The organism is Pseudomonas sp. Mn2068, from assembly GCF_049319725.1.
Classification (GTDB): Bacteria; Pseudomonadota; Gammaproteobacteria; order Pseudomonadales; family Pseudomonadaceae; genus Aquipseudomonas; species Aquipseudomonas gingeri.
Genome location: NZ_JBMOUG010000012.1, coordinates 110968 through 127705, shown reverse-complemented (window position 1 = coordinate 127705; position 16738 = coordinate 110968). Strand labels below are relative to the sequence as shown.

At 63.4% G+C, this 16738-nt stretch carries 16 protein-coding genes; 6 read left to right on the top strand and 10 right to left on the bottom strand.

Going from position 1 to position 16738, the window contains the following annotated elements:
* Window positions 1-2: 2 nt before the first annotated feature.
* Window positions 3-3413, bottom strand: a complete 3411-nt coding sequence (locus tag ACL9RJ_RS24025) for a hypothetical protein (protein ID WP_422765766.1) — start codon at window positions 3411-3413, stop codon at window positions 3-5.
* 307 nt (window positions 3414-3720) lie between these two features.
* Here ACL9RJ_RS24025 and ACL9RJ_RS24020 point away from each other — a divergent pair, with 307 nt between their 5' ends.
* Window positions 3721-5376, top strand: a complete 1656-nt coding sequence (locus ACL9RJ_RS24020; RefSeq protein WP_017126743.1) for a glycosyltransferase family 39 protein — start codon at window positions 3721-3723, stop codon at window positions 5374-5376.
* A 212-nt stretch (window positions 5377-5588) separates the two neighbouring features.
* Entirely contained in the window at window positions 5589-6293 is a 705-nt protein-coding gene (locus tag ACL9RJ_RS24015) for a dienelactone hydrolase family protein (RefSeq protein WP_017126744.1), read from the top strand.
* A gap of 210 nt (window positions 6294-6503) precedes the next feature.
* Here ACL9RJ_RS24015 and ACL9RJ_RS24010 read toward each other — a convergent pair whose 3' ends face one another.
* Entirely contained in the window at window positions 6504-6917 is a 414-nt protein-coding gene (locus tag ACL9RJ_RS24010) for an ester cyclase (RefSeq protein ID WP_017126746.1), read from the bottom strand.
* 133 nt (window positions 6918-7050) lie between these two features.
* Between ACL9RJ_RS24010 and ACL9RJ_RS24005 the strand changes: the two genes are divergently transcribed.
* Complete coding sequence (locus tag ACL9RJ_RS24005) at window positions 7051-7929, top strand: LysR substrate-binding domain-containing protein (protein WP_042935574.1); 879 nt, start codon at window positions 7051-7053, stop codon at window positions 7927-7929.
* Window positions 7930-8000: 71 nt separating this feature from the next.
* Here ACL9RJ_RS24005 and ACL9RJ_RS24000 read toward each other — a convergent pair whose 3' ends face one another.
* The 6 genes from ACL9RJ_RS24000 to ACL9RJ_RS23975 form a co-directional block, all read right to left on the bottom strand.
* On the bottom strand, window positions 8001-10169 hold the full coding sequence (locus ACL9RJ_RS24000) for a beta strand repeat-containing protein (RefSeq protein WP_042935530.1): 2169 nt from the start codon (window positions 10167-10169) through the stop codon (window positions 8001-8003).
* An 11-nt stretch (window positions 10170-10180) separates the two neighbouring features.
* On the bottom strand, window positions 10181-10918 hold the full coding sequence (locus ACL9RJ_RS23995) for a PulJ/GspJ family protein (protein WP_017126749.1): 738 nt from the start codon (window positions 10916-10918) through the stop codon (window positions 10181-10183).
* On the bottom strand, window positions 10915-11331 hold the full coding sequence (locus ACL9RJ_RS23990; protein WP_017126750.1) for a hypothetical protein: 417 nt from the start codon (window positions 11329-11331) through the stop codon (window positions 10915-10917). Before ACL9RJ_RS23990 ends, ACL9RJ_RS23995 begins: the two co-directional genes overlap by 4 nt.
* A complete protein-coding gene (locus ACL9RJ_RS23985) occupies window positions 11315-11779 on the bottom strand; it encodes a pilus assembly FimT family protein (RefSeq protein ID WP_017126751.1) in 465 nt (154 codons plus the stop codon). Before ACL9RJ_RS23985 ends, ACL9RJ_RS23990 begins: the two co-directional genes overlap by 17 nt.
* Window positions 11779-12273: a type IV pilin protein gene (locus tag ACL9RJ_RS23980; RefSeq protein WP_275936911.1), complete on the bottom strand. Its 495-nt coding sequence runs from the start codon at window positions 12271-12273 to the stop codon at window positions 11779-11781. Before ACL9RJ_RS23980 ends, ACL9RJ_RS23985 begins: the two co-directional genes overlap by 1 nt.
* Window positions 12274-12414: 141 nt before the next feature.
* Window positions 12415-13326 (bottom strand): LysR family transcriptional regulator, encoded by a 912-nt coding sequence (locus tag ACL9RJ_RS23975; RefSeq protein ID WP_017126753.1) that lies wholly within the window; start codon window positions 13324-13326, stop codon window positions 12415-12417.
* A gap of 163 nt (window positions 13327-13489) precedes the next feature.
* Here ACL9RJ_RS23975 and ACL9RJ_RS23970 point away from each other — a divergent pair, with 163 nt between their 5' ends.
* Window positions 13490-14239 (top strand): SDR family NAD(P)-dependent oxidoreductase, encoded by a 750-nt coding sequence (locus ACL9RJ_RS23970; RefSeq protein ID WP_017126754.1) that lies wholly within the window; start codon window positions 13490-13492, stop codon window positions 14237-14239.
* 78 nt (window positions 14240-14317) lie between these two features.
* Here the strand turns inward: ACL9RJ_RS23970 and ACL9RJ_RS23965 are convergent, their stop codons facing one another.
* Both ACL9RJ_RS23965 and ACL9RJ_RS23960 read right to left on the bottom strand, forming a co-directional pair.
* A complete protein-coding gene (locus tag ACL9RJ_RS23965; RefSeq protein WP_017126755.1) occupies window positions 14318-14779 on the bottom strand; it encodes an isochorismatase family protein in 462 nt (153 codons plus the stop codon).
* Window positions 14780-15000: 221 nt separating this feature from the next.
* Window positions 15001-15624 carry a LysE family translocator gene (locus ACL9RJ_RS23960; protein WP_017126756.1) on the bottom strand — a complete coding sequence of 208 codons (624 nt, stop codon included), beginning with the start codon at window positions 15622-15624 and terminating at the stop codon, window positions 15001-15003.
* A 14-nt stretch (window positions 15625-15638) separates the two neighbouring features.
* Here ACL9RJ_RS23960 and ACL9RJ_RS23955 point away from each other — a divergent pair, with 14 nt between their 5' ends.
* On the top strand, window positions 15639-15869 hold the full coding sequence (locus ACL9RJ_RS23955; protein ID WP_017126757.1) for a hypothetical protein: 231 nt from the start codon (window positions 15639-15641) through the stop codon (window positions 15867-15869).
* A 407-nt stretch (window positions 15870-16276) separates the two neighbouring features.
* Window positions 16277-16696, top strand: coding sequence for a Rid family hydrolase (locus ACL9RJ_RS23950; RefSeq protein ID WP_017126758.1), 420 nt, complete (start codon window positions 16277-16279; stop codon window positions 16694-16696).
* Window positions 16697-16738 lie beyond the last annotated feature (42 nt).

Sequence of the window (16738 nt, the reverse complement as noted above, 5' to 3'; positions counted from 1 at the left end):
CGCTAGTCGCCGTAGTCCACATGCAGGTCGTCATCCAGGCGGTTGCTGGACGAGCCGCCCTTCTGCGGGGTCTGGTCGAAGTGTTCCCATTCGCTGTCCTGGAAGCGGAACAGGCTGTCGTCGGTCGGTGCTTCGCGACCGCCGTAATGGTGGATCGAGTAGTGGGCGTATTCGACCTTGTCGGCCCAGTTGCCCTGCAGCACCCCGTCGCCAGCGAGTTCGCGGTACCAGTCGTTCTCCTTCTCGGAAGCCTTCTGTTTCTTGTTGTGGTCGACGAAGTAGCCGACGATCCCGCCGACCACCGCCAGCACCACGCCCACCAGGAAGAACGGGCCGGTCAGCGCCGCCGCAGAACCGGCGCCAAACAGCGCCGCCGCGCCGAGTACCCCCGCCGAGGCGCCGAAGGCACCGCCGGCGACCTGCAGGCCGCCGGCCGCCTTGGACAGCGGGTCGTTGGTCTCCACGCCGCTCTTGATGGTGAACGCACCGAGCACGATATCGGCAAAGCCGCCGACGATATCCGTGGCCGGGCCCAGCACCTTGATCACCGAACCGGCGATCTTCGCGGCTTTCGAGGCGCTGAGCTTGGCGCCGCCGGCGGCCGAGAGGGCATCGTCCAGGTGAGTGGTCAGGCCGTCGGTGACATTGTCGGCGGCGGCCTTGGCGCCATCGCCGTCGCCGAACAGCTCGGCGATGCCGTCGTACTTGCTGTCGGGGACCGCATCCAGGGCGGTGCTGATCTTGGCTTTGACATCCGCCGGCAGGTCGCTGACGCGGAACTCGAAGTTCGGTGCCTGGGTGCCGGTCTTGCCCCAGATCTCGGGCAGGGTCTTGTCCAGGCCGAGGAAGTCCACCAGGCCGCCCTTGCCGAGGGCTTCGCCGATCTTGTCGCCGAGTTTGACGAAGTGACTGCTGGCTCCGGCGAAGCTGAGGAAGTCCTTGGCGATGGTCATGCGCTGGGCCGGGGTTTCGCCGAGCTTGCCGCCCTTGCCGACCAGTTGGTAGATCGCCGAGAACAGGGTGACGCCGGCCCCGAGGGAGCCGAGGATGCCCTTGTTGTTGAGGGTGTTGAACACCTCGCCGAGGGTGCCGCGGTCGGCGATCGGGATGTAGGGTTTGTTCAGGGCGGTGTTCAGGTCGGCTTCGCTGATCGAGCCGTTGGCCTTGTAGACCGCGCCCAGCTCTTCCAGGGCCTTGGTCACCGCCGAGGCTTTTTCCTTGCCCTGCAGGCCTTCGGTGAGGAATTTCTCGATGACTTCCTGAGAGCGCCGCGGCAGGTCGAGCAGGCTGCCCTTGAGCACCCCCTTGAGCAGGCCGAACAGGTCCTTGGTCGCCAGCTCCTTGTTGTCGTCGCTGATCTTGCTCGGGTCGGCGAGGATGCCGTTGAGGTCGGTGGTCAGGCCGTCGGCCTGGATCGATTGTGCGGCCTTGCTCGCGGCGTCCGGGTCGAACAGTGACAGCGAGGTCAGGGTATCGCTCAGGTCCTGCTGGGCTTCGTGGGTCTTGCCCTGGTTCTGCAGGTCCTTGAGGTAGGTGATGTAGTCCGGGTTGGCGGTCAGGTCGAGCAGCTTCTGCTTGATCTCGTCCTTGTTCGGCAGGTGGTTGATGGCATCGTCCATCTTGCCTTTGTAGTCGGCCTGGACGGTCGGGTCGGCGAACAGCGTCGCCAGCTGTTTCTGCAGCGCCGGGCCGTCGATGATGTCGTGCATGTCGGCGGAGGTGAGTTCGGTCTGCTTGTCGTCGAACACCCGCCAGGTGCCGCCGAAGGCGCCGGGCTCTTCCTCGTAGCCGGTGATGCCGCGACCGTTCTGGTAGGCAGCCTGGGCTTCCAGGGCGCGAACCAGCCTGGCCCGTGGATCGTCCTTGGCGATCGAGCCGTCGGCGACGCCGGCGCGATAGGTGTCGAGCAGTTCCTTGGTCGCCAGTTCGCTGACACTCAGCTCCGGCGAGTTCGAGTCCTTCTCATCGGCGCGCACGCCGGTCTTGAGGTTGAGCACGTCCAGTTCGGACTTGGGCGGCAGGTTGTATTTGCCGCGCGTCTCGTCGACCGTGCCGGCACTCCAGGCCTCCCATTTGCCGACCACCTCTTCGTAGAGTTGCGGGCTCAGTTCCTTGGAGACGATGACCTTGCCTTCGCTGGTCTCGTAGCGGATCAGGCCGTTCCCCAGTTCGTCGGGGGAGCCGAAGGTGATATCGGTGTTCTTGAGGAAATCGTTGGGGCCGGCGAGCTTGTAGCCTTCGCCTTCGCTGGTGTGGATCTTGTCCCAGGTGTCGTGGGCGGTGGCGACGCTCTTGAACAGTTCCGGCGTCAGGTCGGCGGAGACCACCATGCGCTTGCCGTCATGGGTTTCGTAGGTCAGCACATTGCCTTGCTGGCCTTCGATCCAGCCGAAGCCCTTGTAGTCGTTGAGTCCGGGCGGCGGGGTGTTCTGGTCGGCCAGGGTCGAGCCACCGTCGGTGGCGGACTGCAGCGCGGCGAGCTTGCCCGGATCGCTCTTGAGGTCGTAGAGGCCGACGAGGTAGTCGAACAGCTTGGGATTGTCGTCGCGGGCGACCACGACTTTCTTGCCGTCGCTTTCATAGCGGATGGTGTCGGGACCCACTTCGTCCTTCGGCCCGACAATCGTGCCATCGACCGGTGGCCAGACTTCGTTGTCGCCGGCCCGACGATACCCTTCGCCTTCGCTGGCGGTCAGGCCGCTCAGGCTGGCGTAGGCGTCCTTGGCCTGCTCGAAGAGCGCCGGGTTGTCGCGCTCCGAGACGATGACCTTGTTGCCGTCCTGGGTCTCGTAGCGGATCAGGCCGGGGCCCACTTCATCGGCGGGGCCGACGGATTTGAAGTCGCCGAGCTTCCCGGGCGGCGTGTCGTCGGCGCCGGCCCGGTGGTAACCGTCGGCCTCGCTGGCGTTGATGGCGCCAAGGGCCTTGAAGTCTTCGCTGACCTGCTTGAACAGCTCGGGGTTGTCGCGCTCGGCGACAATGACCTTGTGGCCGTCCCCGGTTTCATAGCGGATCAGTCCCGGGCCCATTTCGTCGGCGGCGCCGATGGCCTTGTAATCCGCCAGGCTGCCGGGTGCCGACGCGTCGCCGGCGGCCAGCTGGTAACCCTGGGCGAGGCTGTCGGTCAGGCCCGGCAGGAGTTTCTGGTCGGCCACCACCTGTTGGTACAGCCCGGGGTTGGAGGCCTTGCTGACCAGCACGTGATCGCCGTCCCGGGTGACGAAACGCACCGTGTCGGCGGCCAGGGTGTCGGGCTTCTCGATGGACGCATAGCCGGACAGCGCCGGGGCCTTCTCATCTGGCCTGGCCTGGCGGTAGACGGCATTGTCCTGCTCGCCGGTCTTGAGCAGCACGGCAAAAGGGGCCCCGGAAGGCGAGCGATTGAAGGCTTTCGGGTCGGCGGTAGTGTTCAGCGCTTGCGTCTTCATGCTCGGGAGCTCCTGTGATAACCGGGCGGCGAGTGGTTGTCCTGCCGTTTCAGGATCGGCAAAAACCATAGCAGGGGGGCTGCCGTGGAAGGTTGCGAAAAGTTGTGAAAGATCGCGAAACCCAGGTGGGCCGTGGGCTGGCGACGAAACCAGGGCGGTCCGGGCGTCGCGAAGCGGGGCGTGGCGGCGGTTTTTCTGCAGCTTGTTCAGGGTGTATTCAGGGCATGGACCTGCACCATTGGGGCTGGCACGCCAGCCTGCCGCGTGGCGACTCTGACTGATGGGACACCCGATGGCTCACGAAAACCGGTTTCGCCTTGAATCCCTGTTCATCTTCCTGATCGCACTGCTGCTCTTTACCCTGGGCATCTGGGACCAGACGGCCCAGGGCTTCGACGGGCGCTGGGCATTGTTCCTCAATGAAATGTTTCGCCATGGCCCGAGCCTTTTCGCCACGACCTATGGCCAGCCGTATCCCGACTACCCGGGCACCGCGACGTTCCTGAGCTTTCTGTTCGCCCAACTGTTCGGGGCGCCGAACCATCTGGCGAATGTCATGCCGACGGCGCTGGCCTCGGCCGGGGTGATGGCGATGATCTATCGGTTGCTGGTGCCGTCCGGGCGTTCCTGGGCGCTGCTGACCGTCCTGCTGACGGCGCTGACCACACAACTGCTGGAGAAGTCCCGTTCGGTGTGCCTGGACCAGATGACTTCGTTGTTGTGCCTGGCCTGTTTCTATCTGCTGCACAGCGGTGAACGCCTGGGCTCGAAGCTTCGGCAGTACGCGATCTTCCCGCTGTTCGTCCTGGGCTTTGTCATCCGTGGGCCGTTGGGCTTGATCGAGGTCTGCGGGGTGGCCTGTGTCTATTGGGCCATGGGCGTTTCCCGCTCGCGGGCCGAGACGCTGCAACTGCTCAGGAAGGTCCTGGTGCACGGCGTTATCGGCCTGGTGCTGCTCGCCGCCTGCTGGTGGTTGCTGATGAAGCTGGCGCGGTTCAGCGGCGGCGACGGCTTTGCCGATCAGGTCTACCACATGCAGGTCGGCGGTCGTCTCGATGAAAGTGGCGAGCCGTTCTTCTTCTACTTCCAGCTCAGTCTCTATCGTTATTTCCCGGTGGTGCCGCTGGCCCTGGCGACCCTGATCGCGCTGCGCCACAAATGGTCGCTGCGGGACCGGGACAGCGATGTGCAACTGGCTTTGCGCCTGGGGGCCTGCGGGTTGATGATCCTGCTGGGGTTGTCGGTGCCGCACTTCAAGCGTGCCTATTACGTCCTGCCGATGGTGCCGATGTTCGCGGCGGTGGCGGCCTATGGGTTGTTGCAGGCGCAAGGCTGGCTGGTGGGCGTGCGCCGCTTCTATGAAGGGCTGGTGGCGCTGTTGCCGGGGTTGGCGGTGATTGTCGTCTTCGTCCTGCGCCATTCCTGGCTTAAGCATGGTTTCTGGCCGCAGGTTTCGCTGCCGCTGCTGGTCGGGACGCTGGTGATTCTGCAAGGGCTCGCTGCCTGTGTCTGGCTGAATAAAGCCAGGGTGCAGCCGCTCCATGACCTGGGCCGGCGCCTGGTGCTGCTGAGCCTGATCGCCCTGGCGGCGCAGTGGTTGCTGCTGGTGAAGGTAGTGGAGCCGGCCAAGGACCTGGAGTTCGACACCCGGGGCTTTGTCGAACCGGTGGAACGCCTGCGCGCGGCGAATCCGGGGCCGCTGGTGTTCCTGAACCTGGGGCAGGACACCTGGGCCGTGCGCTACATGATGAACCTGGACCATGACGAGCAGCCGCTGTTCATCGCCGGGGCCGATGTCGCCAGACTGGCTTCGCTGCCGCGTCCGGCCTGGGTGATCCTGTCGCGCAAGGACCTGGGGTTGCTGGTGGGGACGGCACTGGAGAAGAGCACTCCCGCATTCGAGGGGCGCTTCAATGGCAATCCGTGTGTGGTGATCGAGATGAAGTAACGTTTTTCCAGGGCTGCGCTGGCGTCGGAGGAAAGGGCGCCGGGTAGCGCAGACAGCATGAAGTCGAGCATTGTCGGAATCTGCCCTGTTTATGTCCTGCCGGGCGCTTTGAAAAGTCATCGGTTGTCGGTCAAATAGCTTTCGTCAGCAGGAAGGTACGGTGCTTTGATCGAGCCCGACTCCATTCACTCCAACACAAAGGTGGCAAGCCCATGTCGCAAGCAAACAGCCTGATCAGTTTCAAACGTCCCGATGGTCGCGAGGTCAGCGGTTATCTGGCCCGTCCGGCAAAAGTCGAAGGTGCCCCGGCCATTGTGGTGATCCAGGAGTGGTGGGGCCTCAACGACCAGATTCGTGGCGTTGCCGATCGCCTGGCGGCCTGCGGCTACCTGGCCCTGGTGCCCGATCTGTACCGTGGCGAGTCGACGGTGGAAGAGGAAGAAGCCCACCACCTGATGAGCAAGCTGGATTTCGCCGAGGCGGTGTCCCAGGATATCCGTGGCGCCGTGCAGTACCTGGGCGCCCACACGAAAAATATCGGCGTGACCGGCTTCTGCATGGGCGGCGCGCTGACGCTGCTGTCCTTGAATGCCATCCCGGAGCTGACGGCCGGCGTGGTCTGGTACGGTTTCCCACCGCTGGAATACCTCAATGCCGCGGCGATCAAGGCACCGCTGCTGGCGCATTGGGCGACCCAGGATCTGTTCTTCCCGGCGGAAACCGTCGACACCCTCGAGACCACGCTGCATGAAGCGGGTGTCGATGCCACGTTCCATCGCTACCTGGCGCATCACGCCTTCGCCAACGAGACGGCGGTGGGGAGCGGACGCATCCCCGGAACCCAGTTCGACCCGGTCTGGTCGCAAATGGCCTGGGACCGGACCCTGACGTTCTTTGGCCAGAAACTCTGGGACTGATCCACCGTCAGGCCGTTTGCACGGGACACCGCGTCGTGTCCCGTGTGCCGGACGACTCAGGATGACGCCGGGTCGTCCTGCAGGCCCGAGCCCGTCTGGCAGTTCCTGGTGTCCATGACAATCTCCGGTGGACGGGCGCCATGGGCGGGCGTCAGCAGGTACAGGAGCAGGATCAGGCAGGCTGCCGGGCGCACAGGATGCTGCCGGTATTCAGGACGCGAGCAATTCGCGCTGGACTTCCAGGGCATTGCGCTCGACCCAGTTGTGGCCCAGTTGCCCGTCCGGGCGCACTTCCCAGACCGCGGTCCCCAGCATCTTGAACGGGGTGCCGCAGGCCCGGTTGCCGATAAAGCCGTTGTTCTTGCCCTCGAGTATCCAGCGCGAGGCCACGCGGGTGCCGTCGGCATTCTGGAAGGTCTCGATGCTGGCGAAATCGAAGTCGTCGATTTTCGCCAGGAACGCGCCGATCCAATCGATAAATGCCTCGCGGCCGACGACGTCGACACCTCCCGAGGTGATGACAAAGTCTTCGCTGACGAAGCGCGCCGCCGCTCGCGGATCCTGTTTCTGCCAGACCTCGCGCCAGAAGCTTTCGACGATTTCTACAGCCTTGTTGCCTGTCATGGGGTGTTCCTCGTGCTTGCAGTTGTTTGGCCGATGCGTTGACCGCCGACCGGATGAGCACGATGTTCGGAGTTTGCTATCTAGAACTCAAACGCATAAATTTAATTGCATCCAGTTGAAAGGCGAATTCATCATGCAAGCCAGCGATATCGAGATCGACCTGCTCAGGGCGTTTATCGCCGTGTCGGAAACCGGCAGTTTCACGGCGGCGGCAGAGGTGATCGCGCGTTCGCAATCGGCGGTGAGCCAGAAGATCATCCGGTTGGAGGAGATCCTCGGTCTACGGGTGTTCGAGCGCACCAGTCGCGCACTGACCCTGACCGCGGACGGTGAGCGCCTGCTGGTGGGCGCGCGCCGGATGCTGGTGCATTACGAGACGTTCCTGCGTGAGATCAAGGCGCCGGCGATGCCGGGCTTGTTGCGCCTGGGCATCTCGGAAAACCTGGTGCTGACCCAGCTGCCCAAATTGCTGTCGCGCTTTTGCGCGTTGTATCCCGATATCCAGCTGGAGCTCACCACCGGCCTGAGCAATGACCTGCTCACCGCCTATGAGGCGGGGCAACTGGATGTGGTGATCGCCAAGCGCAAGATCAGCGCGACGGCCCAGCGCGGTCGCGTCATCTGGCGCGAGCCGCTGGTGTGGATGGCTGCCAGCGACTATGAAATCGAAGCGTCCCGGCCGGTGCGGCTGGTGATGATGCGACCGCCCTGCGCGTACCGCGCGATCATGGTCGAGGCCCTGGCATCGGTGAATCGCGAATGGGTATCGGCCTGCCTGGCGAGCAACCTGATCGGCGTGCAGGCTGCCGTCTCCGGCGGGCTGGGCATCACTGCCCTGGGCACCTCGTTCCTGCAGGAGGGGATGAAGATTCTCGAACCTTCGGAAAAATTGCCGACACTGCCCTCCACCGAGGTGGCGGTAGTGGGCGATGAGGCCGGCACCCAGCACCTGGTACAGCCGCTGGTGTCGTTGCTGACCGAGGGGCTGATGGCGGGGGCGCGGTTGACCTGAGTGTTTACTGTTGTGCTACGAGGCCTGTTATGCACAACAAAGAGTCGGGCTGCTGGTGCGACAATCGCTGATCAATACGCCCGAACCCATCGCACTTTCGTCGAAGCCTGGACCGCGCCACTTCCGCCTCCGCCCGTGGGCGGGGTGGGGTTGGTGATGGTCTGGTCGCCGGTTACCGCCGAGACATCGATGGCGATGCCGCCCTGGGAAATGGTGGTGGGGCTGGCGCCGTTGTTGCCGGTGGACAGCGAGCCCTTGATGTTGGTCGTGGCCCCCGAGGTGCTGACCAGGCCGCCGAGGATGACGTTGCCGTAGAGGGTCCAGCCGCTGGTGGCGAGGCCGCCGTTGGCTTCGATGGCAATATTGCCGATAGGCAGGCCGCTGTGGGTGACGTTGGCGCTGTCGGTCCAGGTGGCCAGGGCCGGTGGTGTCGCGCTCTTGTTGCACAGGTTGGTCGGGTAGAACGACCCGCTGCACAGGTTCGAGTAACCGGAGAAGTTCGGCGAGTACAAGGGCACCGCGCTGTTGCTGGTCAGGGCAACGTTGCCGGTGGCGAGTACGGTGTTGGTGAGTCGGCTCAGGCCTTGCACCCCATCGAGGGTGATGTTGCCCTGGAACCACAGCACGCCCGGCGGCAGGGCCTTGATCCCGGTGAAGGTCCAGCCGTTGGCCGGTGTCGCGCTGTTGCCGCAGCTGCTGTTGCCGTAGTTGCAGGTCAGGAAGGTGTTTCCCAGCAAGGTGCGCAGGTCGGTGGTCGCCAGGTTGTAGGGGCCGCCCGCCACGGCGGTGCCGGCGGCGGTCTTGACGTTCTGGATCTTCAGCATCGGTGTGTTGCCGTCGAAGTAGAACACGTAGTTGGCCTGGCTTTGCAGGGGCGTGACGTCCACCGGGGCGCTGGTGATGTTGCAGTACGGTATGCCAGGCAGGCCCGGCGAGGCGCCGGCGATGTTCTGTGTCAGGTTCGCCAGCGCGGTGCCCGTGTAGGCGGTGCCGTTCTGGTTGAGCACCTTGCCGGCGATCTGGCTGGCGGTGTTGAACGAGGGCGTGTTGTATTGCGTCACGCTGAGGTTGCCGCCGCCCTGGAACTGCCCCACCGTCGCGGTGAGGATCGATACGTCGCTGTTGGCCTTGAGCGTGTTGTAGGTGGCGCTGTAGCCGCTCAATGCCAGGGTGTTGCCCCAGAAGGTGCCGACGGTGGCGTTCCTGAAGTTGACGTCGCCGCCGTAGATCGCGTTGTAGCTCAGCGAAATGCTGGCGGGCAGGCTGCCGGTCCCGGAGATCAATTGCGCGCCGGTGCTGGTGCTGATGACCCCGGCGGATTGGCTGGCCTTGCTCAGGTCCAGGGTATAGACCGTGCCATCGGTCAGGGTGATCAGGGCCGTGCCGGTGCTGGCGGCGGTGATCGAGTTGTCGGTGTTTTTCGTGCCGCCGACCAGGGCGGTGCCGATGGTTGATCCGGCCGACAGCACGTTGGCCTTGAACGCGCCGGCCTTGATCGACACATAGCTGCCGTCGGACTGGCTGATGTTGATGGACTTGGCGGCTATCGTCAGGTTGACCGGCGGGCTGCTGGAACTCATGGAAAAGGTGCCCTCGGTGTTGAGGGTCGCGTTGTCCGCGATCCCGCCGCCGCTGAGGTTGATGCCGCCCTTGGCACAGCCGGAGACATAGGCTTTCGAGCCGTTGGAGATGGTCAGCACGCCGGTGACGGCGATATTCGCCAGGGTCGTGCCGTTGGTGATCGACAGGTTGCCGCCGGTGTAGTTGAAGTTGCCATTGAACTGCAGGGCCGGTGGCAGGTTGCCGCTGGGCGGGGCAGTCGCGGCACTGGCCGGGGTCAGCACGTAGACCACCTGCAGGGTATTGGTCGCCAGGTTGTTGGTGGCGGTGATGGTCGCGGTGACCAGCGTGCTGCCGGCGCTGGCGACCTTGGAGAGGATCTGGGCGCTGAGGCCGCTGGCGCTGATGGGCAGGTTGCCCGGTGTGACATTGGCCAGGGTGCTGTCCTGCAGCAGTTGGGCCTGCAGGTACAGACGCACCCACTCCACCCCGCTCCAGACCCGTGACTCCGCCGGTGAGATGGCATGGGCCGCCACTTGCTGCTGCTGGGCGCCCCGTATGCCGTACATCATTCCCAGGGCGGTCACGGACAGGGCCATGCCGACGAACAGGATCATCAGCGTGGCGGCCATGCCGCGTTGAGACGCGGGTGTCGATCCGGAAAACGAAGGGGCTGGCATCAAGCGCTCTATCAGGAAGTGGGTTTTTCGAAGTTGATCAGACACGCCGTTGCCTTGCTTTTCACGTAGGCGGGCTGGGGATCGCTACTGTTGGGGTCGAGCGTGCTGTTGTTGGCGTTCAGGGTGACTTGCAGGCGCGAGGCAGTATTGGTGGTGTCGGTGGTCCGGCCATAGGGCCAGCAGGTGGCGAAGCCCACCGAGAACGAGGCGCTGCCCTGGCCGGCTTCGATCAGCGGGGTGCTGGTCCAGGTGCTGCTGCCCCATTGCGCCGAGGCCTGGGTGCAAGCGGCGACGGCCTTGAGGCTGAGCAGGGCGCCGTTGCTGATCAACAGTCCGGCGCAGCTGGGGTTGGCGGTGGCGCTGGTCTGGTAGGACCAGACAATCGCGTTGCCGGTGATGCCGTTGGGGGACGCATTGGTCAGGCTGGGAAAGCTGGTCTGGGCGGTGGCATTGCCGCTCAGGGTGCCGTTGCTCAGGACGGCGCCGGACAGCAGCACGAAATTATTGTCGATATCGGCAGTGGCGCGCACGGTGGCACTGCCGCTCCAGAAGCCGGCATTCATCAGCTCGCGCTGGGCGGTCAGCAGCGCCGCCGCCACCTGGCCGTCCTGCCGGGCGCTCTGGATCGATGCCACCGAGGTGTAGACCAGGTTTTTATACAGTGAAAGCATGGCCAGGATGCTGACCAGGGAAATGGCCGTGCCGACTATCAGGCTGATCAGCGTGAAGCCGCCTTGCCCACGGCTCATGACTCATCGCCCACGCGGATGACGCCGCCAAAGAGGCTGCTGTCCTGGGTGCGGGTGGTCAGCACCACGGCGCTCTGCGGCGTCCCGCCAGTGAGAGTGCTGGTGCCGACGGTGACGGCCGGGGCGCTGGTACAGGTCGCCACGATCGGCAGCGGGCTGGTCTGGGTGGGAAGGGAGACGACGAGCAAGGCGGCGTTGGTCGAGCACAACAGCGCGCCGTTCTGTTCCAGCAGGCTGCGCATCTGGCTGACCACGATGTTCTGCAGCTTCATGTCGCGCTGGCTCACCGCCGCCCGCGATGCGGCATAGGTGATGCCCAGGCCGACGATCGCCATCAGCAGGATGCCGATCAGGGATTCGAGCAGGACATCGCCCCGTTGTCGCCCGGGGTGGGGGTCAAATGAGCGGGACATCGACTGAACTCTCACTCCCCGCCGTGACCTGCAGCGTCGCGGTGGTGCAGGTGCTGGAACTGAGCGCCAGGCCCCGATTGTTGAAAGCGACGCAGGCCAGGTCGACACCGGCGCTCTGGATACTGGCCGCCGCCGGCAGCGGGCTGCTCCAGAGGGGCGGCGTGGTGGTGGCGCAATCGATGGCCTGCCCGGCGGCGAGCCTGAACAGCTGGAGATTCTGCCCGGAACGGCAGAGCACGGCGGCGGGCGCGCTGTCCTGCACGGCGCCCTGGTTGCGCAGGGCGATGGCCTTGGTGCGGCTGATCCCTTGCTTGAGCAGGCCGGCGGCATCGCGCTGATAGGCGCTGTTGGTCCATGACTGGGTCAGCGGCACCCCCACGAACAGCAGCAGGCCGAACAGGGTAATGGTGATCATCAACTCGATCAGGGTGAACCCGCGGCTGCGCATTACAACCAGTTGCCGTTATACGAGCTGCACGAGGCGATGCTGCGGGTGTTGTCCTGGGTCAGCGTGATCGTGCAGCCATTGACGTTGCCGCTGTTGCCTGTGGCGGTCACGGTGTAGGTGGTCGCGTTGGAGCTGAGCGAGTAGCTGAACTTGCCGGACTGGCTCGGCTGCCAGCCTGACGTCGGGGCGGTGCAAGGCGAAGCGCTGCTGGCCAGCACGCACTGGATCTGCGTCGTGCCGCTGGCACCCGAGGCCGGGTACACCAGTTGTTTCTGGTAGTAGTTTTCCAGGCTGAGGCTCAGCGCGACCAGGTCAGACTCGGCGGCCTTGATCGTGCTCTTGGTGACGTAGCTGCTGTAGGCGGGCACGGCGATGGCGGCGAGGATCGCGACAATGGCGACGGTGACCAGCATTTCTATCAGGGTGAAACCCGATTGTGTTCTTGGGTGTTTCATCGACATGTGAATGATGCTTTCCAGTGCTCCAATGCTCATAAATCGCATTATGACATCATTGAATAACAGTTCGGTGAATGGAGCCGGCGAGAAGCCGAATCTGAATAATCTTTCATTGTCGATGCTGTCGCGGATTCTCCCGTTGATCTGCATCAGTCCGGGGTATTGCGCGAGCGGGACTCAGGAGCGATTGGCGAGCGTGGACTGGAAGCGTTCGGCCAGCCAGTCGATAAATACCCTGACCCGATGGCTCAGGTAGCGATTGGGCGCGTAGACCACATGGAAGGGGTAGGGCGCCGGTCGCCAGGCTTCGAGGAATGGGATCAGGGCGCCGCTGTCGATATGCTTTTGCACCGTGTAGCCGAAGGTGTGGATGATCCCTAGCCCGGCGAGGGCGGCGGCGACATGGGCGTTGCTTTCATTGACGCTGCAGTTGCTGTGCCCGGTGATTTCAAAGCGTTCCCGGCCACGCTCGAAGACTGCCGGCATGACTCGGCCGGTGCGCGCGGACAGGTAGTCGATCAATTGGTGGCCGTTTTCCAGCGCCGTGGGATGGGTCGGTCGGCCGAAGCGTTCGAGGTAGGCGGGTGTCGCACAGGTCACCCAGCAGGCGTGGCCGATCGAGCGCGCCGCCAGCGACAGGTCCTTGAGCTCGCCGCCACGGATCGCGCAATCGACGCTTTCGCTGATGAGATCGACATGACGGTCGCTGACGCCGACCTCGAGGCGGATATCCGGATAACGCGCGAAAAACTCCGGCAGTGCCGGAATGATCAATTCGGTGGCGACCGACGAGCCGATATCCACTTTCAGTTTTCCCCGTGGCTTGACCTGGGCGGTGCGCAATCCCGTGTCGACTTCCTCCAGATCCCGCAGCAGGCGCGCGGTCTGTTCGTAGTACGCGAGGCCCTCGTTGGTCACCGAGACACGGCGGGTGGTGCGCTGCAGCAGTCGCACATTCAGGTAGGTTTCCAGCTCTCGGACCAGCTTGCTGACCGTGGTGGTCGGCATCGTCAGCGAGTCGGCCGCCCTTGTGAAGGAGCCGGCTTCGACGACCCGGGCGAAGGCGCGTATGGCGAGTAGCTGGTCCATGGGTGGGCTCTACCTGACGGGTATCAATGGGCGGGGATAAATGATTATGCACCATTGTGCATAAAGTAAGCGGGGCCAGGCTATTTTTCACTTAATGACCGAAGCCTACAGTCGCTCCAACGGCTCACTTCCTACCGAGCCTTTTCCTACTGGAGCACTGAACATGAGCAATAAACTGGCAGGCAAGATCGCACTGATCACGGGCGGGACCACGGGTATCGGCCTGGCCTCGGCGCGGGAGTTCGCGGCACAGGGCGCCAGGGTTTTCATCACCGGGCGTCGGCAGGCGGAACTGGATGCCGCGGTGGATAGCGTGGGCGCCAAGGCCACCGGCATTCGGGGCGACGTCTCGAAAATCGAGGACCTGGATCGGATCTTTGCCGTGATCAAGTCCCAGGTCGGTCACCTGGATATTCTCTTCGCCAACGCCGGCGGCGGGGACATGTTGCCCCTTGGGGAGATCACCGAAGAGCAGTTCGACCGCATCTTCGGCACCAATGTGCGCGGTACCTTGTTCACTGTGCAGAAGGCTCTGCCGCTGCTCCGGGATGGCAGCTCGATCCTGCTGACGGGCTCGACCACCTCGGTCAAGGGCACAGCCAGTTTCAGCGTCTACAGCGCGAGCAAGGCGGCGGTGCGCAACCTCGCCCGCTCCTGGTTGCTGGATCTGCAACCGCGCAATATCCGCGTCAATGTGATCAGCCCGGGGCCGGTGCGCACCGAAGGGTTGGGCGGCCTGGTACCGGCGGAACAGGTCGACGGCCTGTTCGCCCACCTGGCCTCGCAGGTGCCGATCGGACGCCTGGGCGAGCCCGGCGAAATTGCCCAGGCCGCGGTATTCCTGGCCTCGGATGACAGCCGTTTCGTCAATGGTATCGAGCTGTTCGTGGACGGAGGCATGGCCCAGGTGTGATACGCCGGCGGCTCTCGATAAAGGTGCCGGGATCCGGCGCCTTTTTTGTGCTGCTCGTGCCGGCCAATGTTCCCGCCGCTACAGCGCCTGCGAGTGCACCGTGTGCTTGAAGTGATGCTCCCACAGCCGTGCTCCCAACCCGCCCGAACGATCCAGGGACGAACCGACCGTCAGGTCAGTGATCAAGGTCGGTTGCAGCCCCGCATCGAACAAGGCAAATCCCGCCGCCAGGCAACAGGTTTCGGTTTGCAGGCCACAGACCAGGACGCGCTCGACCTCCAGGCTCTTCAGGTATTCGATGGTTTCCGGCGAGGGGGCGTAGCCATGCTTGATGAAGATGCGATCGGCCGGCACCAGGCTGTCGTCGTCCGGCGCCGGGTGCCAGCCGAGCTGGCGCTGGAACGGGGTGATCGCTTCATCGTGGCGCTCGACGGTGGCGACGCTGGGCATGCGGCCGATCAGGCCCCGGATACCGTCGATCAGCCATTGCGGCGGGGAGAAGCTGGGTTGGACATCGATGATCAGCAGGGCTTGGCGCATGGGGTGGTCCTGGGCGGTGTTCACGTCGTCAAGGATTGACGCATAACCCCGGCGATCGGTTCAACCCGAGGCGTGCGACCCGCCAGCGCACGCACCAGTAAAGACCGCGCGCCCGTGGAAAGGACGTCACTTGACGTCTGGCCATTCCCCGGGCGGCCAATCCGCTCAACAGGCCCATTTGAAGTCTGAAACAAACTGCCCTGAAGGTCGCCTGGGGAGCCTCAGCGACTGGCAAGCAGTACAGGGATCGCGTTGTTGAGAGAAAACGCCACCAGAAAGACCGCCAGCCCGACGTCGATCTGCCGGGTGTATTTCAGGAACAAGGCCTTGATCGGCCCCTGACCGAACAACAGGGCCACCAGGGAGTACCAGGTGATTTCCAGTGTCGAACACAGCAGCACCACCAGCACCTTGTCGAGCTCCGAGCGAGGCGAAGACAGAAAGCCCGCATAGATACTGATCATGAAGGCGATGGTTTTCATGTTACTGATGTTGGTGATCACTCCGACCCTGTAGGCCCTGGCAAAACTGGTCACGCCAGGCCCCGTGCTTTCAGGCGTGCCGGTGCTTTTCGCCAGCACGCTCCTGATGATGCTGTATGCGATGTACAGCAGGTACGCCGAGCCGCAGAGCGTGGCGACCTTGGAGAACGCCGGATACTGGTGCAGCAGCGCCGCCAGGCCCAGCAGCGAAATGGTCGAGAAGAACACGCCAACCGTGCAAATGCCCAGGGTTGCGCCAATGCCGGTCGACACCGAGCCGAGGGAAGAAAACCGGCTGACGATAATGAAATTGGGGCCAGGGCTGATGACCGCCAGGATGTAGATCAGTGCCGCAGTAAACATGTGAATTCCTTTTCATGGAGCACCGCCTGTTCGACCGTGATGTTATTGATAGTGTGATTGCGCTGCCGACCTTGCAGTTTTTCCTCGGGGATCCGCACATACGGGGTGTTGATCAGGTCGCCGAGTGGCTCAGAGTAACCGTCATGTCATATACCGGTTATCAATCCAATGAAATGGACTTTCAACAGGTAGAGTTATTGCCCAGTAGCCATGTAAGCAGTGCTGAGAAGACTTTAATCCCTTGAAGTTCGGCTGCAATCTTCATCCAGTGAAACATGACCCGCTCTGTTGACAAGCAAGAACAATGACGTCTTTCTTTTTTTAAACTAACAGCAATTACCGGGAATCTGAAAAAGTATAAATTCATATGCTTATGTCGTTCGTCGTCGAGTGCCTCCGGAGGCTGTGCCGATGAAGCGTCGACCGATCAGCGCTCGCCGCTCAATCGGCTCTCGCGTCGAACCGGTTGCGGCGGATGCGGGGGAACAGGCCGCAGACCGTGATATGGCGTGAAGTGAGGGAAAAATGTCGTTTGTGCCTTTTGCCATCAACCGTAGAGTCGGTGCTCGGAACAGCGCAGGCCATTCGCCCCTGTCGAAGGGGCGGCCGCCTGTTTTCATTCGGCATGCAAATCAGGACAAGGATATGAAAGATGACCAAGAAAGTACTTGAGATCCCGGCAGACCACCCGATGTTTGCCGCGACCCATGGCGGCTATGAGAGCTACGGCTACTCGCCCGCCGTTCGCGCTGGCAACCTGCTGTTTATCGCCGGCGAAGTCGGCTTCCGTCCCGATGGCTCGATCCCCGAGAGCGTGGCCGAACAGACCGAAGTAGCGCTGGAGCGGACAAGGGAAATCCTCCGCTTGCAGGGACTGACAATGGCCGACCTGGTTGAAGTGGTGAGCTACCACGTCAACCTGAAAGAGACTGTCGACGAGTTCCTGCCGGTCAAGGCCCGCTACACCGAGCGTCCGTTTCCGGCCTGGTCGATCATCGGGGTCGAGGCGCTGGCGCTTGCGCAGTTGAAGATTGAGATTCGCAGTGTTGCGGTTTTTCCGGAGGGGAAATAGGCGAGGGCTGCGGGCACGATGGCATGTTTCGATGGCTGGACG